This window comes from Rhodococcus sp. IEGM 1366, assembly GCF_033142425.1.
GTDB lineage: Bacteria > Actinomycetota > Actinomycetes > Mycobacteriales > Mycobacteriaceae > Rhodococcus_F > Rhodococcus_F globerula.
The window spans coordinates 454,159-477,747 of record NZ_JAWLRZ010000005.1 but is presented as its reverse complement, the minus strand read 5'-3'; the positions used below and the strand labels follow the sequence as shown (position 1 = coordinate 477,747).

Sequence of the window (23,589 nt, the reverse complement as noted above, 5' to 3'; positions counted from 1 at the left end):
AATGCGCCACTATCCACACACCTACGTCGCCGATTGCGGAAAGTAGCCCCATGACTTTGACCCCCGGCACTATCACCCTGAACTCCGGGGCCGTTCTCCCTCGAATCGGACTGGGCACCTGGCCACTGACCGGTGCCGACGCCGAGCGTGCCGTCGCGTCGGGGATCGAGGTTGGCTACCGCCACCTCGACACCGCTGCCGCGTACGGCAACGAGAAGGCAGTCGGCGCGGCCGTCAATCGCAGCGGTGTTGCGCGGTCGGAAATGTTCGTCACGTCGAAAATCCAGGGTAAAGACGAGGATTCGAGGGACGTTCGGGGCGGGCTCGAGCGGTCACTTACGGAGCTCGACCTCGAGTATCTCGATTTGTACCTCATTCACTGGCCGCGGCCTCGCTTGGGCCGCTACGTCGAAACCTTCACGGCCATGCGCGATCTCGTTGGCGAGGGATTGATACGGACGGTAGGCGTATCCAACTTCAAACCCGCGCACCTCGAACGTCTCATCTCGGAGACCGGACAGGTACCGGCGATCAATCAGATTCAACTCAACACCACGCTGGCGCGTCTGCAGACGCGGGAGTGTCACGCGCGCCACGGAATCGTGACTGGGGCCTGGAGTCCGCTCGGTAGTGACGGTACGCTGCTGCGCGAACCCATCGTTGTCGCTCTGGCCGAAAAGTATGGCAGGACACCAGCTCAGATCGCTCTGCGTTGGCATGTGCAGCAAGATATCGTCGCCGTGCCGAGATCAGTGGATCCGAAACGGCAAGCGCAGAACCTGGATGTGTTCGGTTTCGCGCTCGAGCCCGCGGAGATCGATGAACTGACCAGTCTGGACCGAGGTGAGGCAGCGGCTCACGACGCGGACCTCGAAGAGCGGACATGAAGGCCGAGTGGGGTTTCGCCAGGCCGCTATATTGACGCAAACTGCGGGAATGCTTCGGCAAGCGCGCTGGGTTCAATGCCGACCTTGTTATAACAAAATCATTTTCAGTGAAAAGTAGTTTTCGAGATAGACGTCCGATATGTTTACCGCATGGCCCGAGCTGCACCCGCGTCCGTCCGTGCTGTGAATATCGTTTCGTTCCTCACTGCCCACCCGTCGCGGGGCTTCACGATCAGCGAGCTCGCGCAGCATCTCGGAATGAATATCGCCTCGGCCCACGCCACGCTGGCCGTGCTGTGTGATTCCGGGTTCCTCATCCGCGACCCCGTTCATCGCACCTACGTGCTGGGACCTGCGCTGGCGGCAACTGGGTTCGCCGCGCTCGAACAACACCCGGCGATCGAAGCGGCAATTGAACAGGCCGAGGTCTTGTCGCTCGAGCTCGATGTCGAGGTCGGGCTCTCCGGTATCGCTGGCACAGACGTCATCTTCCTCGCCCGTCGCGGCCCGGAGCCACTCACCTCGAGCATCGCCTACGTCGGCGACCGCTCACCGCTGCTCGCACCGATCGGCGCCGTGTTCGTGGCCTGGGACGACGACGTCTCTGCGTGGCTCGAACGCGGCGACGTCACTGCCGACCGTGCCGACCGCTACCGCAGCTTCCTCCTGGAGGTGCGCACACGGGGCTTCAGCGTCATGCCCGCGATACCCTCTCCGGACGTGACTGGTGCATTTCAACGGCTGCGGAGTGAGCCGACGGACAACGATGCGGAGCAGAACCTCGCCGAGATGCTCCAGAAGGTCGACGAGGTTCTCATCTCGTTCGATGAGCTGTCGGACTCGGATGAGATTGCATTCAAAGCCCTTGCCGCACCGATCTTCGATCCGATCGGCCGAGTTCTGCTCTCTCTCAGTATCACCGGCTCCGAGCAGCCGGTGCGTGTCGACCGCATTCGGCATCTCGGTCGTCGGTTGGCCAAGTCCGCGTCGATTGCGACTCGCCGAACCCGAGGTAGGGTTCCAGGCCGTCAAGGCTCGTGATGTCGTCAATGAACACGACGTGTACAGACCGTTTATCGCGATGTAGTGCCAATCGGAGTGCATGTGTGCTGCGTTGGGAACAAGAACGTCAGTCATGCGGTGGCCGATAGTTGGCTATTTCTGCAACCAAAGCTCCTCGGGCAGTGGTGAACCCAAGGCGTACATCTCGATACCACGCAGGTTCTTGCCCGCCATGACCGAAGGTGCGGGTCGGATGGTCCACAGGACCGGAGTCAGAGCGACGAGTCGATCCTGCACGGTTTCGTACGCTGTCTTGCGTCCTTCTACTGTCGTACTGGTGCGACCGGCGTCAAGTGCGGCATTGAGTTCCGGGTCGTTGATGCCGGTGAAGTTACCGGGGGACAGGCCGTGGAATGCGGTCCACAATGCGTAGTCAGGGTCAGCGATGACGGCGGTCGAGATCATCGTGTCGAAGTCGCGAGAACCTGCTCGTGCTGTGACGGCGGCATAGTCCGCGACCTCGACCTGGACCTGAACGTTCTTGAATGCGCTCAGCTGCGCCTGCAGGCTCTCGCCGAGCGACTTGCTCTCCGTGGTCGGGTAGGACAGAAAGGTGAAAGTGACCGGCTTACCTTCCGCGGCCAACTCGTCGAACAGTTTCTGTGCCTTCTCCTTGTTTTGAGTGTGCAACGAGATGTCCGTGTAAAACGGTGAGGACTCAGGGAACAGTGTCTGTGCGATTTGGCCTTTGCCGCTATAGACGGACGAGTTGAGAGCGTCGGTGTCGGCAGCCAGAACGACTGCCTGACGGGCCCGTTCGTCGTTGAAAGGCGCCCGGCGAATATTCATTGCTATGAACTGTCCACCCCCAGTCGGCACGACCTCGGTCGAGAACCCCGCCTCCTCGGCCTTGGACAAGGTCATCCAACTAGCTTCCGAGGACAGGTCCGCACCGTCGGTCGTGATCGTGTTGACCCGTTGAGTACTATCGGCCGGAATTCGAATCGTGATGCCGTCGAGATAAGGCTTCGGCGCATCCCAGTACCGCGGGTTCTTCTCGAGTTCGATCGTGTCCTGGCGGGTCCACTTGGCCAGGGTGAACGGGCCCGCACCGATCGGTGCCTTGTCGAACTCGCCTTGTCCCTTCTGTAAGGCGGTCGGGGAGGCGATCCAGTTCATGCCGGTGTTGATCAGCCCCTGGGCGAAGTTCGGATTGGCGGACACAAGCGTGACCTTCAGCGTGGTTGCATCGATGACCTCGGTCGAGGTGACCTGTGCGGCCTGGCGGATCGAGGTCGATCCCAGGGCAGGGTCGCGTAGGCGGTCCCAATTGAACTTGACCGCTGCGGCGTCGAGCGGGTTGCCGTCAGTGAACGTCAAGCCTGGTTGCAGCGTCAAGACAAAATTGGTCCCGTCGTCGGTGGTGGAGAAGTCCGTGGCCATCGTGTATTCGATCTCGAGGGTGACGGTGTCGTTGATCATCAGTGTCCCGTACAGGGCATTGCCGATCACGGGCTGGTGTGCCCAACTGTTGGTCAGTGCGGCCGGATCGAGCGACCGAGGCTCAGCCGGTTGCAAGATGCGAGCGATGCCACCGAGCACCGGCTCGCCAGCAGTGGTTGCGTTCCGGTCACCGCTATCAGAGGCTGAGCCACTACATCCACTCAGGATGAGCGTGGCGGAAATGGTCGCAGCGACTGTTGCGGTCAGGAAGGATCTGGATCGAGCCATCATTGCCTCTGACATCTGTTGGTGAACCTCGGGAGCCCTCGAATGGCAAGCTGGTATGCGCCAGATTATGGTCGGACGTCTGAAATCGTTTGGCTACGTAGCACTTCGAGTACCATCTCGGCGACTTCTGCACGGCAGATAAGCAAGTCCGGCAGGTAAGGATCGGGCATGTTGTACCGCAATGGTGCGCCGTCGAGTCGAGAGACGTGCAAGCCCGATGCTGCGGCGACGGCGGCCGGTGCGCAGGAGTCCCACTCGTACTGACCGCCGGAGTGCGCATAGATGTCCACCTCGCCCCGCAGCACCGCCATCGCCTTGGCTCCGGCCGAACCCATCGGAACCAGGGTCGAGCCCAAGTGCTCTGCGAGGTGATCGACACATGCCGGCGGGCGGGTCCGGGAGACCGCAAGGCGCAGTGGCCCCGTCCGTGCGGGCGGAACACCGCGCGGATCTCCTGTGTGCAACACAAGATCAGCCCCGGGCAGTGCAACGGCTCCGACCGATGCCGTCCCGTTGACGGCGAGCGCGACATGCACCGCCCAGTCGCTTCGTGGGGGCTCGCCGTATTCCCGTGTTCCGTCGAGGGGGTCGATGATCCAGACGCGATCACGTTCGAGTCGAATCGGATTGTCCGCGCTTTCTTCTGACAGCACTGCGTCATCAGGACGCAGTTCCGCCAACCTGCGAAGCAGGAGTTCGTTGGCTCGTTTGTCTCCCACCGCGCCACCTTCGGCGCGGATCTCGAGCAACAGTTCGCCGGCTTCTGCAGCCAGCGTTGCGGCGAGTGTGTGATCGTCCATGAGTTCACACATCCATTTCCGGTGCAAGGATGCCCGCCGCGCGCAGATGGGCAACTACGAGCTCAGCCGATGCCTCGGCTGAGATATCGCCACTTGCGTCAAGTCGAATATCCGGTGCCTCAGGCGGTTCGTACGGTGAGTCGATCCCGGTGAAGTGCAACAGTTCGCCCCGCCTTGCCTTCGCGTACAGTCCCTTTCGGTCTCGGGCCTCCACCACCTCGAGAGACGCGTCAACGTGGACCTCGACGAAATCGCCATCGCCGATCAGATCACGTGCCAACTGACGTTCCGCGTGGAAGGGAGAGATAAACGACGCCAGGACGATGGTTCCCGCATCGACCATCAACCGGGAGACTTCCGCGATGCGGCGGATGTTCTCCACACGGTCGGCATCGGTGAAACCGAGATCTTTGTTCAGTCCGTGCCTGACGTTGTCACCGTCGAGGAGATACGTGTGAAAGCCGAGGTCGAACAGTCGCTGTTCCACAAGGTTGGCGATGGTCGACTTTCCTACACCGGACAAGCCGGTGAACCAGACAAGTGCCGCGCGTTGGCCTTTCAGTCGAGCACGGGCCTGCTGATTCACTTCGACGGCCTGCCAGTGGACGTTGTCGGCTCGCCTCAGCGCGAAGTGGAGCATCCCTGCTGCCACTGTCGCGTTGGTGAAACGATCGATCAGGATGAAGCCACCCATTTCCCGGTTCTCGGTGTACGGGTCGAATGGAATCTGTCGGTCGAGGTTGAGATTGCACACTCCGATCTCGTTCAGTTCGAGAGTGCGTGTAGCTGTCTGCTCGAGAGTGTTGACATTGACCTTGTACTTGGGCTGAGCTGCACTCGCGCCGACGGTACGGGTCCCGATCTTCATCAGGTATTGCCGGCCGGGAAGCATTGGCTCCTCGCTCATCCAGACGAGGTGACACTCGAACTGATCCGACACGGCTGGTGGAGACGACGCTGCAGCAATTACGTCGCCCCTGCTCACGTCGACTTCGTCGGCGAGAACAATAGTGACGGATTGGCCTGCGACCGCTTGATCGAGGTCGCCGTCGGCTGTGTGAATCCGGGCGACGGTGCTTTCTGCGCCCGAGGGAAGGATGCGAATACGATCGCCCGAATTCACTGTGCCGCCCACTATCTGACCGGCGAAACCGCGAAAGTCGAGATTAGGCCGGTTGACCCACTGCACGGGTAGGCGGAAAGGGCGCGTCTGAATGTCATCGGCGATCTCGACTGTTTCGAGATGTTCCATCAGGGACGGTCCCGAGTACCAGGGGGTGTTCGGGCTGGCCTCCGTGATGTTGTCACCACGCAGGGCGGACATCGGAATGCAGACGATGTCGTCGAGACCGACCTCCGTCGCAAAGGCCCGGTACTGCGTTTCGATATCGTCGAATACTTCTTGGGAGAAGTCGACGAGATCGAGCTTGTTGACCGCGAGAACGACATTTCGTATGCCGAGTAGCGACACGAGGTAGCCGTGCCGTCGGGTCTGGGTCAGGATTCCTTTCCGCGCGTCGACGAGGATCACGGCAACGCCTGCCATCGATGCACCGGTCACCATGTTCCGGGTGTACTGCTCGTGACCCGGAGTGTCGGCCACGATAAATTTGCGGCGCTCGGTCGAGAAATAACGGTAGGCGACGTCGATCGTGATGCCTTGTTCCCGTTCGGCGGTCAGCCCGTCGAGCAGCAGCGCGAAGTCGAGTTCGTCTCCCTGGGTGCCCACCTTCCTCGAGTCGTTCTCGAGGGCTGCAAGTTGGTCTGCGAAAACAAGTTTCGAGTCGTACAGGAGCCGCCCGATGAGTGTGCTCTTGCCGTCGTCGACGCTGCCGCACGTGATGAACCGCAGCATCGTTTTGGACTCGTGCAGTTGGAGATACGTGTCGATGCCGTTTGCGACAAGGTCGTTGACTGAGTGCGCCATCAGAAGTAGCCTTCCTGCTTCTTGCGCTCCATGGATCCGCTCGCATCGTGGTCGATCACACGACCTTGCCGTTCCGAGCTCGTTGTAAGGAGCATTTCCTGAATGATTTCGGTGAGCGTCGACGCGTTGCTCTCGACAGCACCGGTGAGTGGGTAACAGCCGAGCGTTCGGAACCGGACGTTCTTGGTCACCGGTACCTCGCCCGGCGACAGGGGCATTCGATCGTCGTCGACCATGATGAGTGTTCCGTCGCGCTCGATGACTGGATGTGGAGATGAAAAGTACAGCGGGACAATAGGAATGTCTTCCCGGTGGATGTACTGCCAGATGTCCAGTTCGGTCCAGTTCGATAAGGGGAAGACCCGGACACTCTCACCCGGCGCCTTGCGCGCGTTGAAGAGACTCCACAGCTCGGGGCGCTGTTGTTTCGGATCCCACCGATGTTGGGCAGTGCGAATCGAGAACACTCGCTCCTTGGCGCGAGACTTTTCTTCGTCTCGGCGGGCACCTCCGAAGGCCAGGTCGAAGCCGTGGAGGTCGATCGCCTGCTTGAGCCCCTCCGTTTTCCACATGTCGGTGTGAGTGGCGGAGCCGTGATCGAACGGATTGATGCCCTTCTCGACACACTCGGGGTTCTTGTAAACGATCAGATCAACGCCGAGCTTTTCTGTGATCGTGTCGCGAAACTTGTACATGGCCCGGAACTTCCAGGTTGTATCGACATGAAGCAACGGAAACGGCAGTTTCGAGGGATGAAATGCTTTCATCGCCAGATGAAGCATCACCGCGCTGTCCTTGCCGACCGAGTACAACATCACCGGATTTTCGCTCTCGGACAACGACTCTCGGAATATCTGAATGCTTTCCGCTTCTAGGCGCTCGAGATGTGTCAGTTGTTTCATATGGGCTTGCCTTCTCGTGGAGTATTCCCAGACAGATGGGTGAGATCGTGTATACATAACGGACAGAGTGTCTTTCGTGGCTCAGTCGTCTGGTCAGGGGCGAGTGCCTAGTGACCTCGCCGCTGTCACCGCCGGGTTGCTTGCGTGAGAGGGTGCAGTTTGGCCTTCGCTTGACCGTCGATATATTCAGCGATGTCGCACTATTCGAAGCGGGTACGGCCGGCAGCGGTCACACCGACAGCGGCTCAGCCGAGTGAAATTCGAGATCTCGGCGACCAGAGCTCGACAGCGGCGCGGAGTCAGTCCACGGAGATTTTGTTCAGAGGGTTGGAGCGTTCGAGCATTCCGTAGGCTTGCTCGCCGTCCCACCTGTAGCGCACCCCGGCCTGGTGTACCGACGGGAAATTGGTTTGGAGTCCTTGCGCCGAATACGTCTTGTCGTTGTGATGAACGTCGTGTGCGCCGAACATCGTTTCGCCCTCGATGCTGAATGTCTCGTCAGCAGTCTCGAGGACAAGCGAGACGTCCTCGCCTGCCGGCCTCAACCGAGTCAGCCACGGAGCCTGCACGACTCGCGCCGGGATCAGTTTGCCTTCACCATTGAAGATGTAGCCTTCGTTGAAAGTGGGTTGTCCGTCGTCGCGTGGCGGATACGCGATGTAGCCGAACGCGCGACCGCTGGGAAATACTGCCGACTGCCAGCAGTGCCCCCAAAATCCCTCGAGCTTGCGGATGCCTTGGCGGCGGATCCGCAGACCGGTTCCGGTGAAACGGTGCTCCTCGCCGTCATCTACTGCCACGCGACCGGTAGCGCGGAACAACTGTTCGTAGCGGGGGCCGCCCATGAGGCCGCCTTCTACCGACGATGTCAGCTGAGCACTTGCCTCGCTGAGCAGCGCTCCCTGCACCCACGGTGGAACGGCCATTTTCGCTTCGACGTGGAAGCTGACATTGACCAGTGGGCCATCCGTGTTGCCGTCTACCAGGTCCGAAGAGGAGGTCTGGACTGCTTTCCCGTCGTATGTCATCGTCCAGGTATCGAACGGCTCGAGGCAGCGGAACTCTAACCCACCGGCGCCCAACACCGTAGGCTGTCCATCGACACCGGCGGCCGGCACAGATGGGGCAGTTTCGCGCAACCGGAATACTCGTCCATCCGGAAAAGCAATATTGACCTGGATGTCGTGCGCATCCCAGTTCTTGGAGATGGCCTCGATCCCGATGCGTGGCAGCCCAACTTCGCCGCGATCGTCGAGCACCCAGAAACTCACCGAGTCCCGCATCTCCGGATCCTCGGGGCGTTCGGAAAAGACGTACTCACGTGAGCGATCGATACCGCCGGTCAGATCTACAGACATCAATCTTCCTTACTGTTCAGTGGTTTGACGATTGGTCCAACGGTGGGCGCTGTCCATGTACTGCGTGAACAGTGGCCGTACCTGGTCGAAATCGATCCCGTATTCCGCCGGTTCTGCGCGCATGCTGGGCTCACGCTCAGCGGCGGCCCGTGTCCACCACTGACGCATCTGATCTTCGAACTGCGCGCTGACCGGCTCTCTCAGCCATCCGTACAGGCCTTCGACCTGACCAATGGGATCGGCTTGCATGGCGCGAAAGTCGATGTCGTAGAACCGTTCATCAGCACCGTCGGCGCGGAATTTCAATGTTCGTTCCATACCCAGTGACAAATGTTCGACGTTGAGTTGGCCTATGTAGTGCTTGTCGACATCGTCGGTGAACGCCGCGATGATGTCGGCGAACAGGTCAGCCACGGAGAGAATGACATCGGTCGGATCACGATGTGTCATGACGTATCGTGCATCGGGAAAAGCTCGATCGAGGTGCTCGAGTGACATCACGTGCGACGGACATTTGAGCCGCCACTGTCGGGTCGGCTCGCCCCATTGAAGAAGCTTCATTACTCGACGTTGATACTCGTATGTCGGAGTGAGGTCTGCCTTTTCGATCAACCACGTTGAATAGGAAGGTATCTGAGCGAATGAATGGAACATATGCGACTTGAAGTCCAGCGCCATCAGATCATGACACTCCATCGGCCCGTGAGTGTCGACGGGGACATGATGCCTCGAACCGACCATCTCGCCCAGGTCCGGCGGGATGCGCGGGTCGACCCCATGCACCGTTGACGGAGGTGGACACGGTTGTGACGATTCCCACCGCTTGATGTAACGCGCCGAGGGATCTTGAGCCAACAGCAGCGACAGTGCTGTTGATCCGGTGCGAGGCAGGCCGATACCAATCAGTGGAGCTTTGATGGAACCGTCGTCAATCTCGGGGTGGCGCCGATACCAGTCCTCGACCTGAAGTCGTTGCGTCAGGTGCAAGATGATGCGGTCGCGCAAGAACGATTCACCCACGGCATTCAACTTCGCTTCATCGCGGAGAGCGGTAAGGAGGATCTCGAGGCCTTCCCGGAACGAGTCGTCACCGAAATCGTCGAGCCCGGTTTGTGTAACGGCGGTGTCCAACACGTCGTTGACATGAGACATGAATGACCTCTCCATTGAGTTGTCTGTTGAATGGGGTTGTGCGGTCCGACGACAGTCGTCGGTTGATGCGGGACCTGCGACCGGAGTCGAGTCAACCGCTCGAGACATTTGAATCAACACCGCGAAGACCGCTGGCAGCGATATGATTTCATTCGAAAGTGTTGGTGTGCAATCAATTTAAGATAGGGTTTGCATGCCGGCTTTGGGGCCGCACGAGCGCGACTCAGTTCATGAACTGCCCGCCGGCCACATCAATGGTCTGGCCGCACATGTAATCGGCAGCTTCCGTAGCCAAGTACGCAACCATGTTGGCAATCTCCTCGGGCAGACCTACCCTGCCGAGTTGCACGTAATTGTCTATCGCCTCCACGACGGCGCCACGTGCAGCGCGTTCCCTGTCGTTCTGAGGATCGAGGAGGTACTCCCTCATGTCTGGTTTGATCATGATGCCCGGAGCTACACCCAACACGTTGACACCGCGAGGCGCCATTTCATGCGCGAGGTTACGGGTAAACCCGATCACGCCGGCTTTAGCGGCGTTGTAGACAACCAGACCGCGGTGCTGCATTCGCCCTCCGACGGCCCCGATGTTGATGATCTTGCCCGATCCTTGCGGCAGCAGATATTCAAGCGCTGCGTGCGCGCCGTACATCATCATTGTCAGGCTGCCCAGCATCGTGTGGTCGATATCTTCCTTCGTATGTTGCTCGAAGGGGCCGGCAACAACCATGACGGGGTTGTTGACCATGATGTCGAGTCCGCCGAGTGCGGCATGACTATCCCTTACCGCTCGATGAACCTGATCCCAATCCGACATGTCAGCAGCGATCGGCACAGTGTTCACACCCCAACGCTGTTCGATCTCCTTCGCCCGCCGCTCCACTTTCTCGAAAGTCCGGCCGACCAACGAGATATCTGCGCCGAGTCCAGCAAGGCGATTTGCGATGGCCTGACCCAAGCCATCGCCACCGGCGCCGATCACAATCGCCTTCTTGCCGGTCAGGTCCATTAGTTCGGTCACACGCTTCCCGACAATATGGGTGGGCAACCGATCGAAACCCATGACATCAGACCAGTCCCGCTCCTGTACCTCCATTGAGGTCTCCTCTCATCGCTTCGGTGGTGGAAGCCGAATACATTCCGTTGGGACTCCGTGGTAGCGAGGCTATGACAGCAGTCACAATCAATGCCAATACCGATTTCGGGCATTGAGTCATATCAAACTGCTATGGCTGGCAGAATCGGATCGACAATGGACACGCATCGACTCAAGTACTTTCTGTGTATCGCCGACGAAGGCTCGATGACTCGGGCCGCGAGCGTGCTCGGGATCGCTCAGCCGGCATTGAGTCGTCAGGTGCGTCGTCTCGAAGATGATCTCGGTGTGACGCTCTTTGTCCGGACCGCTCGCGGGATGCAGTTGACCGAAGAGGGCGAACGGTTGCGCGCGAGCACTTCCGCACCATTGCGTCAATTAGAACTCGCGATCCAATACGCCGGGTCTCCCTTGGCACGAGTCGAGCGAGGCTACCGTCTCGGACTGCCGGAGACGGCTGCGGGCATCTTGGCCGCTCCACTGCTGGGGAGCCTGTCTGCGACATTTCCGAACGTGAATTTCTCTGTGACAGTTGCGCCTACAGACAAACTTGTCGAAGAGTTGCTCAAAGATACTCTCGACAGTGCGATTATCAATTCGGTGCCGGACGAGCGTCTGTTCTACAGCGACCTTCTGGTTGAGGATCTTGTCCTCGTCGGTGGGCAAGGATCGGATTTACGACCGAATCGTGCAATCAGGTTCGCTGAACTCGCGGGCTTTCCACTTGTACTGCCAAGCTCTCGAACTGGCATAGGCAATACCCTCGAGAACACAGCTCTGCGGCTTGACGTTAAGTTCAGCTCTCGATTTGCGACCGACTCACTCCAAGTTGCGAAGGATCTCATCGAAGCGGGTCTTGCGTACACCGTCCTACCGCTATCTGCATGCGGTATCGAGATCGAGGCCGGGCGAGTGCGGTGGGCGCCGATATGTGAACCGACACTGAGTCACAAGCTGGGCATGGCCGCAACAGCACAGTTGAAGGTGCCGCGCGGGTTCGGGATCAAGATCGGAGAGATCTTCCATGAAGAAGTGGCGCGCCTGACCAAGTCAGGCAGGTGGCCCGCGCAACTTCTTCCTTCCCGTCATTGGCATTGATCACTCTGATGCGCCGGACTTCGAGTTCCACATGGGACCACACGCCTACGTGGTTGACTACAACGCTCTCCTCGCGCGGCTGGAATCGCTCGTGGCCCACGCCTGGTGCAAGTACGGCATCAGTTCGCCTGCAGCGTTTTTGAGGGGACCGGAGCATGAAGTTCGGATCATCGGGATCTGGTCTGTCGACACGTAACGGGTCGACTTCCGAGGTGCTGCGCGAGCTCGCTGATCGTGAGGGCCCGCGACGGGTGGGGGTCCTCGAACCGGCAGAGGTGCCGGTGAATCGAAACGTCCGCTGCTGCACGCTCTCTGCGAACCGGGACATGGGCAGCTTCATCTTGATGGACCGATTGGCCGACGCCACGCTCGGCGCCGGGATGCTCCACGCCCAAGGTTTTCACACATATCAATTCGACGGCGACAATGTCCGGCACGGTGTGAACAAAGACCTCGGTTTCACCGACTTTCGAGCTGAGAGTGTCGTTTGAACGTGGCTGGATTGCTAGGTGAGGCCCGTGAGCAATAGGACATCGTCGCGCCCGTCGGGCATATCCTAGGTAAGTCATTTCGAGATGAGTGCAAGCGTCGTGCGCCTTCTCCCTGACCGAAGTCGCGAGGGCGGTGTGGTGAGATGGACGACCCGATGGCCGACTCCGATCCGCTCGCGACTCAACGTGCCGCGGTCCCGACGATTACCGAGGAGTTGAGCGCGGCCGGATTCGACGAGGCGCAGGAGATCGGGCGCGGCGGGTTCGGTGTGGTCTACCGATGCGTGCAGTCCTCGCTCGACCGTAATGTGGCCGTGAAGGTCCTCACCGCCGACCTCGATGACGAAGTGCAGGCGCGCTTCGTTCGTGAACAGCGGGCGATGGGACGCCTGACGGGGCACCCGAACATCGTGGGAGTGCTGGAGGCGGGCGTTACCGAAAGAAATCGCCCCTACATTGTGATGCAGTACCACCCGCGTGACTCGTTGGAAACCCGAATTCGGCGCGATGGCCCGCTCGAACCAGCCGAGGCGCTTCGCCTCGGCGTGAAGATGGCCGGTGCTCTCGAGAGCGCACACCGCCATGGCATCATTCACCGCGACGTCAAACCCGCAAACATCCTGCTCACCGATTACGGCGAGCCGGCGCTCACCGACTTCGGCATCGCCCACATCTCGGGAGGATTCAAGACCACCACCGGCACGGTCACCGGATCTCCGGCGTTCACTGCCCCCGAAGTGCTCGGAGGTGACCCACCGAGCGCTGCCTCCGACATCTACGGTCTCGGCGCCACCCTGTTCTGCGCCGTCACCGGTCATGCCGCTTTCGAACGTCGCAGCGGCGAGCAGGTGGTGGCGCAGTTTCTTCGGATCACCACAGAGCCCGTCCCGAATCTGCGTGAGCAAGGCATCGATGAGGACGTGAGCGCGGTCATCGAGCGGGCGATGTCCCGCGATTCGCAAGAACGCCCCGCATCTGCTGCGAGTTTCGGCGACGAACTGCGACAGGTCCAGGCTGCCAAGGGCTTTGCTGTTGACGATATGGCTTTGTTGTCTGCACCGGATTATCCACGGCAAGAAGGGGATTCGCCTCACGCACCTTCGATCAGCGGAGAGTTTTCGTCGGCTCGACCGCATAACCACGCGGGGCGGGCCGTGCGGAGTTCGACTGGGGAGTTACCTCTCGAGCTCACTAGTTTCGTCGGGCGTCGCCGTGAGTTGATCGAGACCAGGGCGAGGCTGTCGGTCTCGCGTTTGTTGACCTTGACCGGAATAGGCGGCGTGGGTAAGACACGTCTCGCGTTGCACGTGGCAGCGGAAATGCGCGGCGGATTCAGTGATGGAATGTGTCTGGTCGAGCTTGGAGAGTTGCGCGACGGGTCGTTGCTGGTGGACGTGGTGGCCACCGCGTTGGGAGTACGAAATCCGTCTGCGCGCCCGCTCGAAGACGTGCTGGTGGAGTTTCTCGCCTCGCGGAATCTCCTGCTGGTACTGGACAATTGCGAGCAGGTGGTCGACGAGGCCGCCGCGCTGGTCGGCACGTTGCTGCGCACCTGCTCGGATCTACGAATATTGGCCACGAGTCGCGAGCCGCTCAGTATCGGCGGGGAATCGGTGCTCCAGGTTCCACCGTTGACGGTTCCTTCCTGGGAGGGCAATCCTTCCCTGCGGGCGATGGCCCGCTTCGATGCGGTGAGCTTGTTCGAGGATCGGGCGGCCGCAGCAGTGCCGGGATTCGAAGTCACCGAAGACAATAGAGTCGCGGTGGCCAGGATCTGCCATCATCTCGACGGCTTGCCACTGTCGATCGAGCTGGCGGCAGCGCGACTGCGGGCAATGTCGATCGACCAGATTGTGGAGCGGCTGACCGACCGGTACTCGTTACTGACTCGCGGTCCCCGCGGTGTGCCACCACGCCAGCAGACGTTGCGGCTGTCGATCGACTGGAGTTACGAGCTGTGCACCGCGCAGGAACAACGGCTGTGGGCGCGCCTGTCAGTGTTCGCGGGCAGCTTCGAACTCGACGCCGTGCAAGAAATCTGCGCAGACGATCGGGATTCGGCAGAAGTGATCGACACAGTGACTTCCCTGATCGACAAATCCATCCTTGCGCGTGAGCAGGTTGGGGAAGTGGTGAGGTACAGGATTCTCGAGACGTTACGTGCCTACGGTAGGGAGAAGATCGGGCCGGCCGATGAGTACACGGCGTTGCGGCGCCGTCATCGTGACTGGTACCTGAAGATGGTGCTGGATGCGGAGGCCGACTGGATCGGTCCGCGGCAGTTGGAACTGATCGAGCGACTGGACCGAGAGCAACCGAACCTGCGTGAGGCAATGGAGTTCAGTGCGACTGAATCTGGTGACGACGGGATCGTGGCCGAGGTGCGAATTGCGGTCGCCCTATTCCCTTTCTGGGTTTCGCGCGGTCGCCACAGTGAAGGACGGCACTGGCTCGACCGCGTGCTGGCTGACCAGTCGCGCGTTCCGGCCCTGGAACGAATCAGAGCCCTGTACGCCAATGCTCTGCTCGCCGGCATGCAAGGCGATTTGCCGGTGGGGAACGCGCTGGTCGACGAGGGTCTGGCGTTGGCTGAACAACTAGCAGACCCCGCGACGGACGCGCTCATCGCTGCGGCAGGCGGAATGCTGGCGCTCTACGGCGGTGATCTGTCCACAGCACGAGCACGGCTGAGCGACGCCCGCGAGTGGTACGACGCTCGAGCCGAGGTATCGCGAGTAGGCATTGCGGTCCTGCAGGCGCTGGGATGGACCTTCGAATTGCAGGGCGACGCGACTTGGGCCACGGCCTGCCATGAACAGGTGCTCGCGATAACCGAGTCGCGTCGGGAATCTGTGTATCGGTCGTACTCGTTGTGGGCAACCGGAGTCGCCGTGTGGCGACAGGGCGACGGCGCACGTGCCGCTCGGCTCTTGGAGCAGGGCCTTCGGCTGACGTGGCTGGTTGATGACCCGCTCATAGCTGCCGCTGACCTCGAGGCACTGGCGTGGATCGCGAGCGAGCGGCGCGAAGCAGCGCGCGCTGCCGTCCTATTGGGAGCCGCCGAGTCGTTGCGGCGGGCAGTGGGTAGCTCCACCGTCCTGTACCTCCAACTCCTTGCTCACCATGAGCAGTGTGAGCAGCTTGCCCGTCGTGCGCTGGGGAAGCGAGCGTTCGAGACGGATCACCGCAAGGGGAGGGCTCTGAGTTTCAGCGACGCGGTCGCTTACGCCCTCCGAGAGCAGTCGCCGGTTGCAACGACCTCCGTGGACGCCGTCCTGACAAAACGCGAACGGCAGGTTGCCCGCCTTGTGGCCCAAGGACTGACCAACAAGGCGATTGCCGCCCAACTCGTGATTTCGCAGCGAACCGCTCAGGGGCATGTCGAGCATATTCTCGTCAAACTCGGCTTTACCTCACGAGCTCAGATTGCTGCCTGGGTCGTTGAGCGCGCGCGCGACGCTCCGGCCTGACCCTCAACCTCGAGGGTTTGACGGACCATGTGATGAAGTCCAGTTCAGTTGCGCGCCTTGAATTGTGGTGACGTGGTGCATCGCACGACGACTTCGCGGGCGAGTCGGCTTCGGTGCGCAGTAACACTCCGGCGCATTAAACCGACCTTTTGGTATGAGAGCTTCCCGTGCTACCCGAGTTTCCTCGCTTGCCGTGGTTGTTTGCGCAGCGGTCGCCGCGTGGTTTGCCCCGACTGCTTCAGCCGAGGTCGTCGACGTCACGGTAGTTCCTGGGCTCGGTGGCGGCCCGACAACCCCGTATGGCGCCGGGTGCACGTACCTGGTGGTGGCGAAGACGGCCGCTTCCTCGGAGCCTGGCGTCTCCATTGTCGACTTCAACCGTGCGTCGACGTTCTTTCCGCAGGAACTTATCTGGGACACGATCAATCCCTATTACGTGTCTCCGGTGATTCTCGGTCATGCGTTTACCTTGTGGACTCCTACTGCCCCTGGCGAGCATTCCCTGATGGCGTACCAGACTTCGGCAGGTGGGCCGATCGAAACTGTAACCGTGAACCCGAGTGTGCCGGTCGGGCCCGGTTGCATCGTCGCGCCCTGACGGTAATCCCGGGTGAGCCTATGGGCGTGGCCAGGGGTCGACATCTACAACCAATTGGTTGTACGTTGGTGGTGTGAACGGAGATGACGAGGACCGCGCGGACGCACTGTTCCGTGCGCTGTCAGACCGGACGCGGCGGGACATCATGCGCCGAGTGCTGGCCGGGGAGCACTCGGTTTCTGCGCTCGCTGCGAAGTACGACATGAGCTTCGCTGCGGTGCAGAAGCATGTCGCCGTGTTGGAGAAGGCCGGCCTCATCACCAAGCGACGCAGCGGTCGAGAGCATCTCGCCAGCGGCGACGTGACGGAGTTGCGGTCGGTGGCGGCCATGCTCACCGAGTTGGAGCAAGTGTGGCGCGGCCGCATCGGACGTATTGACGAACTTATCGCACTCGACTCGCCCAAGGAGGGCTGAACCATGCCTGTGACGGACGTCCAGCAGGACATAGACACCCGAACGCTGACAATTGTCGCGGAATTCGCCGCGCCGGTGGAACGTATCTGGCAGGTCTACGCCGACCCACGCCAGTTGGAGAAGGTGTGGGGCCCACCGACTTACCCGGCGACCGTGGTGGAGCACAACCTCGCGCCGGGAGGTCGCACGACCTACTTCATGACAGGCCCGGACGGTGAGAAGTATGCAGGATATTGGCAGATTACGGCTACCGACGAACCGACGAGCTTCTCGTTCGACGACGGCTTTGCCGACGAGGATTTCAACAAGAATCCCGAGTTGCCGGTTTCGAAGAACGTCTTCACTTTCACCGAGCACGACGGTGGCACGCGCGCGACTTACGTGAGCACCTACGAGTCCGCCGAGGCGTTGCAGCAGGTGCTTGACATGGGTGTCGTTGAAGGCGCCTCGTCGGCGATCAACCAGATCGACGATCTGGTCGCTTCCTGAGCGGCGACAGTGTTACCGGATTTCGTCGAAGTCTGGGAGTGACCAGGATTTGTCGAAGAAGGGCTCGGTGGCCGCGTACATGCGGAAGTAGACGAACCAGCCGTCCTCGGCAACCGTCTTCATCCAGTTGTTGTCGGCTGTTTCGGGTGCCGACGGACCGATGTAGAGGTCGATGCTGCCATCTTCGTTGAAATCCAACATCTCGTCCCGGCTGTCCAGGCTGACACTGCGAATGTCATTGCCGCCGTTCTCATACGGCCGACGTGTGTTCTCGCTGTAGAGAGTGAGAGACCAGAACTGTGCGACGGGTACGTCGGCGGGCACGTGCAGGCGATAGGTCCGGTCGGCGCGCACCAGGCGACCCTCGCTGTCCCGCTTCGAGGTCAGGTAGACCTGCCCGACACCGGGAGTTGGGTGAACCATGCCCTTGGTGGTCGTGACTGCCTCGTAGAACAGTGTGGCGCGCTGATCGAGTTGCAGAATTGTGTCGGTCTCCTGTTCGATCTCGAAGTCGATGAGTTTGTACCAGCTCGTACCTGCCCAGTAGGGGGTCGTGTGCCGCGGGTTGACCTGCATGGTGCGGACCAGCAACTCGCCGAGCGCGGCGCCCTCGAGGAGAAGTCGCTGCTGGCGCTCATCAGGTGCAAACGATTCGCCTTTGACGATACCCAGGGGCTCGAGCATCGCCATCAGGGCTTTGTCGACTTCTCGGACAGGTTCTTCACCCAATACCGTCGCGAGGTCCTCCCAATAGCCGAGGCCGCGCGATGGTGTTGCGCTCCATTCGGTATCGACCCCTTCGATGAAGTTCACGGGTATGGGCGCGGAGCCGGCGCGCGCGAGAGCGAGGCCTCGTTTTGACGAGGCCATCACGTCCGCGTCCTGGGTGAGCACCCGGAACGCAATAAAGATATTGACTGTCGCCGAACGTGCCACATATCGCCCGGAGTCCTCGAACGGTGCGGCATCGTCGTTCGGGCCGAGGATGACGTAGCCGCCACCCTTGCCTTGGTCAGGCCCGGTCAGGCCGAGATCGACCACTGGTCGCTGCCAGAAGTCCAGGACGCCGCCCGCGGTTGGGCCGGCGGGGTAGTCGATGAGAACCGGTCCGTCAGCGAGAGTGCTGAAATTGATGATGTACGGCGTGGTGAGGTTTGCGGTGACGATGCCTCGCTTCTCCCGTAAAGTCTCGTACACGACGAAGTCGCCGAAGTTGTTGGCGCCAAACGTTTTTGCTGCGCGGTCGCGCCAGGTGACGAACCCGACGAGCGGAAGCGCCCACAGATAGGCCTGGGCGGCGCGCTGTACATCTAGTTGGTCGAAGAGTAATTCGGCGGACGCGTCGGTCGGGAATGTGTGCTCGAGTTCGATTGTGCCGAACGAGGTATTGATGACCTCGTCACCGGTCAACCGTGCATCGCGAAGGGTGGACATACTCCGTACCTTTCGTCCCAGGTGTCGATCCGGGCAAATACGACGGATCGTCGTGGGGACGCTACCTGTAGGAAACCGCTGGCATGGTCGATCAGCCAGTGCTGCGCCGGATCGTTCGCCGATCGTCACATATGACCGCCGGTGGCACTCGATGAGCGCCACCGGCGTCCTGCGAATTAGGCCTGCGGCTTGATCACGTTCGCGTTGAGGTACTTCGTGGAGATTCGATCGGCATCCAGATCGGTGCCCCAGATGCTCTTGTCGTTGGCGATGAGGTACTTGGGGTCGCACTTGAATTCGCCGGCTGTCGCCGGGAATACCTGCGAGTATTCGGCGCCCTTCAGCGCTGTCATCAGGCCGCAGGTAGCCGGCATGTTCTTGCCCGGATCGGTAACAGCGTGCAATCCGCCGCCGTCCCAGTCGTGGATCGACGACAGTTCGTTGACCATGCACTGACGGGTCAGGTCACTGCCGCACTCATCTGCAGCGGTAGCCCACAGCAGGAACGACGATGCAGCCTGCATACCGAGGAGTGCCGTCTTGCCGCCACCTGCGGATACCAGGTCGGAGTACTGCTTCACAGCCGGAACCTTGTCGGCATTCTCGAGCATCTGGAAAATCATGTCCGCGTTCAGGTTGTCGAGCAGTCCGGTGTCCTTGTTCCAGGCCGAAACAGCCTCGCCGTACCATGTGGCCTCACCGAAGAAGATCGGGTCCATACCGACCTGATCGAGAGACTTGACGAAGTTCAGCTCGGCAGGGCTGGCCGAACGGGAGGTCCAGATACCCTTGACGCCACATTCCTTGAACTTCTCGGCAAACGGCACGTAGCTGGATTCGCCCTCGTAGTTGAGGGTCACGCCGCAGTCCTTGAGTTTGAAGCCCGCAGCTGCGGCCATCGCACGTGTCTTGGTGGTGGAGTTGATGATTGCCGGCATCGTGCTGTTGACGACGTCGAAGTCGTTCAGCAGGTCCGGGTGCATCTCGGCCATCTGGAACCAGGCTGCCGCATTGGAGTAGTCGACGGGCATCGGCACACCCTGGAATGACATCGGACCATTGGTTGCGTCGGGTGACACCGTGAATCCGGGAACGGCAACCATGTTGCAGGCCACACGGGTCTGCTCTGCGGTCTGGTCCATCGCGAATCCGTGGCCGACCATCATGAACTGGCTGGCGCAGGCTTCCTGCATGACCGAGTTGGCCTGCGTCATCGCGGCGTCGTAGTCGGTACCGACAACCTTGCGGCCGTTGATGCCGCCCTGATCGTTGCACCACGAGATGAGGGCGTTGACCGCGTCACTCATTTCCTTGTTGAGGCCTGGGGATTTCACGTAGCCGCGGTCGTCGCCGAAGCCGATCTTGATCTCGGTGTCGCTGACACCCTGATCCGTCGCGCCCTTCGCATCTCCGTCGCCGCACGGCGAGGCAATGGTTCCGAACTTGGCATCGGAACTCTTCGACGCAGCGTCGGCCGTCGCAACGGATGCACCGTTCGACGTCGCTGACGGGTCGTCGCCACGAGCACCGGAACAGGCGGACACCAGAGCGGCGGTGGCAGCAAGCGCCACAACCAGCTTCGTGGTCTTGTTGGGCTTCACTTCGAGGTTCTCCTTTTGCGGACGGCACAGCAGTTCACAGGCGGCACTGCCTGGGCAGTTGCACTGAGAGCCGTAGATAATCAGCGATCGGACAATGTCGAATGCGACTTCCCGATGGGTGAGATACGAAAGTGAAGTGCGACACAGAGCGAGGGCTTTTGTGGCTCTGGTCATGCTTTTTCGGCCTGTTTCAGCCTCGAACCGTCGTGCGGGGTCCCTGAACCCGGTATTGGATGACGGGATCATTCAACCCCGGTCACCGCGCCTCGGATTTCCGGGGCGCGGTGGTGGATTACATGCCCGAGCCGCCGGAGAGCATCGCGATCGTCAGGAGGATGCCGCCGACAATTCCCACCAGTGGGCTGTCGCTGTTGAGTAGCCAGTCGTTAAGGGATCCCATGGAGTACCTCTCTTGTCTTGTTCAGTTGTCGAGCCGAGCCTATCGACGGATCGTGTCCGACATGTCGCTTTCTGTTGATATCGGGATGTGAGGTGCTTCGATGTGGGACAAGAGAACTCGAGGCTTATCGGATGGCCTCCATTGTCTGTTTGAAGATGCCCAGGCCGTGTTCCATTGCGGCGCCCATCGCAGTGGCGAGGTCATCCGGTTGTACGTCGTGGATCCACACGAATCGGCTGCGCCCGTCGCTGTGGGGGAAGACTTGCATCGACGCGTTGTCGTGTGTCGGCGCCATGGTGCCACCGATGACGGAGTAGGCGAGTCGGCGCGATTGGTCGTCGAGCGCGATGCGCCGTTCACGCACGACGGTTCCGTCTGCGAAAGTGGCGATCCTGATTTCGGGCTCTTCGAGTTTGCTGTTGATCACGAATCCCGGCGCCATCCGAACGGGCCCGTCAGCGAAGTCGCTGATAACCGCCCACACGTCTGCCGGGTCAGCATCGATAATGATCTCTTTCTGTACGGAGGCCATCTTCTGCTCTTTTCTGTAGAGGGCGCCCTGGTCGCTTCCGGAAACCACGCTACGAGGCAGCTAGGACAACTACTGACCTAATTGTCGGCTGTGCTGAGTTGGTCGAGGAGCTTGTCCAAGAACTCGTGTTCTTCGACGACGAGGTCATCGTCGAGTTGGGCTCGGATCCAGCTGTTGGGGAAACTGCTTCGGTGCAGTAAGTGAGAGCCGCGTCCCCGCGGGGACGTTCCGGGACCGTGCCTTTACGTTTACGTTCGAGGTGACGTGGTGGATGGGGCTGGCACCCGATCTTCGTGGCGACCCGTCGGAGGGGCCTTCAACCCTTCAACTGCGTTCGAGGAGACTTGGAGGACGTCACACACTCAACGCCCCTTCCGGTGTGACATCGAGCAATCGGGCAGAGGTCGAAGGACCACTGTCACAACCACAGTCCGCGACGTGGAAAGATAGTCGTCGTGCTGCGTTGGATAACTGCTGGAGAATCCCATGGTCCCGCCCTCGTCGCGATGCTCGAGGGCATGGTTGCGGGGGTCGAAGTGACCTCTGAGGCCATCTCGTCCGAACTTGCCCGTCGTCGACTCGGCTATGGCCGTGGCGCGCGGATGAAGTTCGAGGCCGACAAGGTCACCATCATCGGTGGTGTCCGCCACGGCTTTACGCTCGGTGGCCCCGTTGCCATCGAAATCGGCAACACCGAGTGGCCGAAGTGGGAAACCATCATGTCGGCCGACCCGGTCGATCCGGATCTGCTCGCCGATCAGGCCCGTAATGCACCGTTGACGCGTCCGCGTCCCGGCCACGCCGATTACAGCGGCATGCTCAAGTACGGCTTCAATGACGCCCGTCCCATTCTCGAGCGTGCGAGTGCTCGTGAGACCGCTGCCCGTGTTGCTGCCGGAACCGTGGCTCGCTCTTTCCTGCGTCAGGTGTTCGGCGTCGAGGTTGTCTCGCACGTCATCTCCATCGGTGCATCCGAGCCCTATGTCGGACCGGTTCCCGAGGGCAAGGATCTGGACGCGATCGACGCGAGCCCGGTCCGCGCTTTCGACAAGGCCGCCGAAGAGTCGATGATCGCCGAAATCGAAGCGGCTAAGAAGGATGGCGACACCCTCGGTGGCGTCGTCGAGGTTGTCATTCACGGCCTGCCTGTCGGTATCGGAACGTTTGTCAGCGGCGCCGAGCGTCTCGACGCGCGACTTGCTGCTGCCCTCATGGGAATTCAGGCCATCAAGGGAGTCGAGGTTGGCGACGGTTTCGAGACCGCGCGTCGCCGCGGCAGCGAAGCTCACGACGAGATCCGCCCCGGCCCGGACGGCATTGTCCGTTCCACCAACCGCGCAGGCGGTATCGAAGGCGGCATGACCAACGGCGAGGCACTGCGGGTTCGCGCCGCGATGAAGCCGATCTCAACGGTGCCGCGCGCATTGGCGACGGTCGACATGGAAAGCGGTGAAGAGGCAGTTGCCATCCATCAGCGCAGTGACGTCTGCGCGGTTCCGGCTGCCGGTGTCGTTGCGGAATCCATGGTTGCGCTTGTTGTCGCTCAAGCCGCACTCGAAAAGTTCGGCGGTGATTCCATTGCCGAGACCACAGCGAACTACCGGCGCTACGCCGACGGTATCGCAGCCCGACCGCCTCGCTGAGAGCGTCCGAGCGGAAGGTCCTGCCACGATGAAACCGAAAGCTGTACTTATCGGGCCACCCGGCGCTGGTAAGTCGACCATCGGCCGTCGTATCGCGCAGGCGTTGGAACTCGACCTGGTTGACACTGACGCCGAGATCGAAAAGACGACCGGACGGACGATTCCCGACATCTTCACGCACGACGGCGAGCCACGCTTTCGTGAGATCGAGGAAGATGTGGTTCGGGAAGCGTTGGCCAGCACGGACGGCATTGTCTCGCTCGGTGGCGGTGCGATCTTGTCGGAGCGCACGCGCGCATTGCTCGACGGTCACACCGTGATCTATCTCGAGATCAGTGTTGCCGAAGGGCTGCGCCGGACAGGTGCCAACAATCACCGACCGCTTCTGGCGGGCGGCGATCCCAAGGTGAAATATCAGGAATTGATGCGGCGTCGGCGTCCGTTGTACCGGCGCGCCGCCACCATCCGGATACGCACCGACGGTCGGAGTCCGTCGCGCGTCGTCGCGCAGTTGGTATCCAAACTTGAAGACAAATGATCAACCGGAGCGGAGCAGTGGAGCA

At 60.8% G+C, this 23,589-nt stretch carries 20 protein-coding genes; 10 read left to right on the top strand and 10 right to left on the bottom strand.

Annotated elements, in window-relative coordinates:
• Positions 1-50 precede the first annotated feature (50 nt).
• Positions 51-887, top strand: coding sequence for an aldo/keto reductase (locus R4P64_RS17755; RefSeq protein WP_317821992.1), 837 nt, complete (start codon positions 51-53; stop codon positions 885-887).
• Positions 888-1,037: 150 nt separating this feature from the next.
• Positions 1,038-1,928: an IclR family transcriptional regulator gene (locus tag R4P64_RS17750; RefSeq protein WP_317821991.1), complete on the top strand. Its 891-nt coding sequence runs from the start codon at positions 1,038-1,040 to the stop codon at positions 1,926-1,928.
• Between the two features lie 114 nt (positions 1,929-2,042).
• Here R4P64_RS17750 and R4P64_RS17745 read toward each other — a convergent pair whose 3' ends face one another.
• From R4P64_RS17745 to R4P64_RS17715, 7 genes are all read right to left on the bottom strand, one after another.
• Positions 2,043-3,635: an ABC transporter substrate-binding protein gene (locus tag R4P64_RS17745; protein ID WP_317821990.1), complete on the bottom strand. Its 1,593-nt coding sequence runs from the start codon at positions 3,633-3,635 to the stop codon at positions 2,043-2,045.
• A 50-nt stretch (positions 3,636-3,685) separates the two neighbouring features.
• On the bottom strand, positions 3,686-4,420 hold the full coding sequence (locus R4P64_RS17740; protein ID WP_219111737.1) for a 3'(2'),5'-bisphosphate nucleotidase CysQ: 735 nt from the start codon (positions 4,418-4,420) through the stop codon (positions 3,686-3,688).
• Between the two features lie 4 nt (positions 4,421-4,424).
• Positions 4,425-6,347 (bottom strand): sulfate adenylyltransferase subunit CysN, encoded by a 1,923-nt coding sequence (gene cysN, locus R4P64_RS17735; protein WP_317821989.1) that lies wholly within the window; start codon positions 6,345-6,347, stop codon positions 4,425-4,427.
• The gene (cysD, locus tag R4P64_RS17730) at positions 6,347-7,306 is read right to left on the bottom strand and encodes a sulfate adenylyltransferase subunit CysD (RefSeq protein WP_317821988.1); all 960 of its coding nucleotides are present in this window, start codon (positions 7,304-7,306) and stop codon (positions 6,347-6,349) included. Before cysD ends, cysN begins: the two co-directional genes overlap by 1 nt.
• Positions 7,307-7,548: 242 nt before the next feature.
• A complete protein-coding gene (locus R4P64_RS17725; RefSeq protein ID WP_095886233.1) occupies positions 7,549-8,607 on the bottom strand; it encodes a hypothetical protein in 1,059 nt (352 codons plus the stop codon).
• Positions 8,608-8,616: 9 nt separating this feature from the next.
• Positions 8,617-9,759, bottom strand: a complete 1,143-nt coding sequence (locus R4P64_RS17720; protein ID WP_317821987.1) for a sulfotransferase — start codon at positions 9,757-9,759, stop codon at positions 8,617-8,619.
• Positions 9,760-9,982: 223 nt separating this feature from the next.
• Entirely contained in the window at positions 9,983-10,855 is an 873-nt protein-coding gene (locus R4P64_RS17715; protein ID WP_317821985.1) for an SDR family NAD(P)-dependent oxidoreductase, read from the bottom strand.
• Between the two features lie 156 nt (positions 10,856-11,011).
• Here R4P64_RS17715 and R4P64_RS17710 point away from each other — a divergent pair, with 156 nt between their 5' ends.
• The 6 genes from R4P64_RS17710 (at position 11,012) to R4P64_RS17685 (ending at position 17,416) form a co-directional block, all read left to right on the top strand.
• Complete coding sequence (locus R4P64_RS17710; protein WP_317540639.1) at positions 11,012-11,953, top strand: LysR family transcriptional regulator; 942 nt, start codon at positions 11,012-11,014, stop codon at positions 11,951-11,953.
• Between the two features lie 155 nt (positions 11,954-12,108).
• Positions 12,109-12,444 (top strand): adenylyl-sulfate kinase, encoded by a 336-nt coding sequence (locus tag R4P64_RS17705; RefSeq protein ID WP_317821983.1) that lies wholly within the window; start codon positions 12,109-12,111, stop codon positions 12,442-12,444.
• A 155-nt stretch (positions 12,445-12,599) separates the two neighbouring features.
• Positions 12,600-15,914: a protein kinase domain-containing protein gene (locus tag R4P64_RS17700; protein WP_317822089.1), complete on the top strand. Its 3,315-nt coding sequence runs from the start codon at positions 12,600-12,602 to the stop codon at positions 15,912-15,914.
• A gap of 154 nt (positions 15,915-16,068) precedes the next feature.
• Complete coding sequence (locus R4P64_RS17695) at positions 16,069-16,512, top strand: hypothetical protein (protein WP_317821982.1); 444 nt, start codon at positions 16,069-16,071, stop codon at positions 16,510-16,512.
• Positions 16,513-16,585: 73 nt separating this feature from the next.
• Entirely contained in the window at positions 16,586-16,927 is a 342-nt protein-coding gene (locus R4P64_RS17690; RefSeq protein ID WP_317821981.1) for a metalloregulator ArsR/SmtB family transcription factor, read from the top strand.
• Positions 16,928-16,930: 3 nt separating this feature from the next.
• On the top strand, positions 16,931-17,416 hold the full coding sequence (locus tag R4P64_RS17685) for an SRPBCC domain-containing protein (protein WP_317821979.1): 486 nt from the start codon (positions 16,931-16,933) through the stop codon (positions 17,414-17,416).
• A 12-nt stretch (positions 17,417-17,428) separates the two neighbouring features.
• Here R4P64_RS17685 and R4P64_RS17680 read toward each other — a convergent pair whose 3' ends face one another.
• The 3 genes from R4P64_RS17680 to R4P64_RS17670 all read right to left on the bottom strand — a co-directional run bounded on the left by R4P64_RS17680 (position 17,429) and on the right by R4P64_RS17670 (position 21,383).
• Entirely contained in the window at positions 17,429-18,850 is a 1,422-nt protein-coding gene (locus tag R4P64_RS17680) for a DUF1254 domain-containing protein (protein ID WP_317821977.1), read from the bottom strand.
• Between the two features lie 176 nt (positions 18,851-19,026).
• The gene (locus R4P64_RS17675; RefSeq protein ID WP_317540372.1) at positions 19,027-20,451 is read right to left on the bottom strand and encodes an ABC transporter substrate-binding protein; all 1,425 of its coding nucleotides are present in this window, start codon (positions 20,449-20,451) and stop codon (positions 19,027-19,029) included.
• Positions 20,452-20,975: 524 nt separating this feature from the next.
• Complete coding sequence (locus R4P64_RS17670) at positions 20,976-21,383, bottom strand: SRPBCC family protein (RefSeq protein ID WP_317540371.1); 408 nt, start codon at positions 21,381-21,383, stop codon at positions 20,976-20,978.
• 455 nt (positions 21,384-21,838) lie between these two features.
• On the opposite strand from R4P64_RS17670, the gene aroC reads away from it, so the two are divergent.
• Together aroC and R4P64_RS17660 are read left to right on the top strand one after the other, a co-directional pair.
• Positions 21,839-23,026: a chorismate synthase gene (gene aroC / locus R4P64_RS17665; RefSeq protein WP_033232168.1), complete on the top strand. Its 1,188-nt coding sequence runs from the start codon at positions 21,839-21,841 to the stop codon at positions 23,024-23,026.
• A 28-nt stretch (positions 23,027-23,054) separates the two neighbouring features.
• Complete coding sequence (locus R4P64_RS17660) at positions 23,055-23,564, top strand: shikimate kinase (RefSeq protein ID WP_033232167.1); 510 nt, start codon at positions 23,055-23,057, stop codon at positions 23,562-23,564.
• Positions 23,565-23,589: the final 25 nt, after the last annotated feature.

What these genes read in the sequence shown, in the direction of transcription:
- R4P64_RS17755 (WP_317821992.1), top strand. Translation starts at nt 51, where the DNA reads ATGACTTTGACCCCCGGCACTATCACCCTGAACTCCGGGGCCGTTCTC.
- R4P64_RS17750 (WP_317821991.1), top strand. Translation starts at nt 1,038, where the DNA reads ATGGCCCGAGCTGCACCCGCGTCCGTCCGTGCTGTGAATATCGTTTCG.
- R4P64_RS17745 (WP_317821990.1), bottom strand. Translation starts at nt 3,635, where the DNA reads ATGTCAGAGGCAATGATGGCTCGATCCAGATCCTTCCTGACCGCAACA.
- R4P64_RS17740 (WP_219111737.1), bottom strand. Translation starts at nt 4,420, where the DNA reads ATGGACGATCACACACTCGCCGCAACGCTGGCTGCAGAAGCCGGCGAA.
- cysN (WP_317821989.1), bottom strand. Translation starts at nt 6,347, where the DNA reads ATGGCGCACTCAGTCAACGACCTTGTCGCAAACGGCATCGACACGTAT.
- cysD (WP_317821988.1), bottom strand. Translation starts at nt 7,306, where the DNA reads ATGTATACACGATCTCACCCATCTGTCTGGGAATACTCCACGAGAAGG.
- R4P64_RS17725 (WP_095886233.1), bottom strand. Translation starts at nt 8,607, where the DNA reads ATGTCTGTAGATCTGACCGGCGGTATCGATCGCTCACGTGAGTACGTC.
- R4P64_RS17720 (WP_317821987.1), bottom strand. Translation starts at nt 9,759, where the DNA reads ATGTCTCATGTCAACGACGTGTTGGACACCGCCGTTACACAAACCGGG.
- R4P64_RS17715 (WP_317821985.1), bottom strand. Translation starts at nt 10,855, where the DNA reads ATGGAGGTACAGGAGCGGGACTGGTCTGATGTCATGGGTTTCGATCGG.
- R4P64_RS17710 (WP_317540639.1), top strand. Translation starts at nt 11,012, where the DNA reads ATGGACACGCATCGACTCAAGTACTTTCTGTGTATCGCCGACGAAGGC.
- R4P64_RS17705 (WP_317821983.1), top strand. Translation starts at nt 12,109, where the DNA reads ATGAAGTTCGGATCATCGGGATCTGGTCTGTCGACACGTAACGGGTCG.
- R4P64_RS17700 (WP_317822089.1), top strand. Translation starts at nt 12,600, where the DNA reads ATGGCCGACTCCGATCCGCTCGCGACTCAACGTGCCGCGGTCCCGACG.
- R4P64_RS17695 (WP_317821982.1), top strand. Translation starts at nt 16,069, where the DNA reads ATGAGAGCTTCCCGTGCTACCCGAGTTTCCTCGCTTGCCGTGGTTGTT.
- R4P64_RS17685 (WP_317821979.1), top strand. Translation starts at nt 16,931, where the DNA reads ATGCCTGTGACGGACGTCCAGCAGGACATAGACACCCGAACGCTGACA.
- R4P64_RS17680 (WP_317821977.1), bottom strand. Translation starts at nt 18,850, where the DNA reads ATGTCCACCCTTCGCGATGCACGGTTGACCGGTGACGAGGTCATCAAT.
- R4P64_RS17670 (WP_317540371.1), bottom strand. Translation starts at nt 21,383, where the DNA reads ATGGCCTCCGTACAGAAAGAGATCATTATCGATGCTGACCCGGCAGAC.
- R4P64_RS17660 (WP_033232167.1), top strand. Translation starts at nt 23,055, where the DNA reads ATGAAACCGAAAGCTGTACTTATCGGGCCACCCGGCGCTGGTAAGTCG.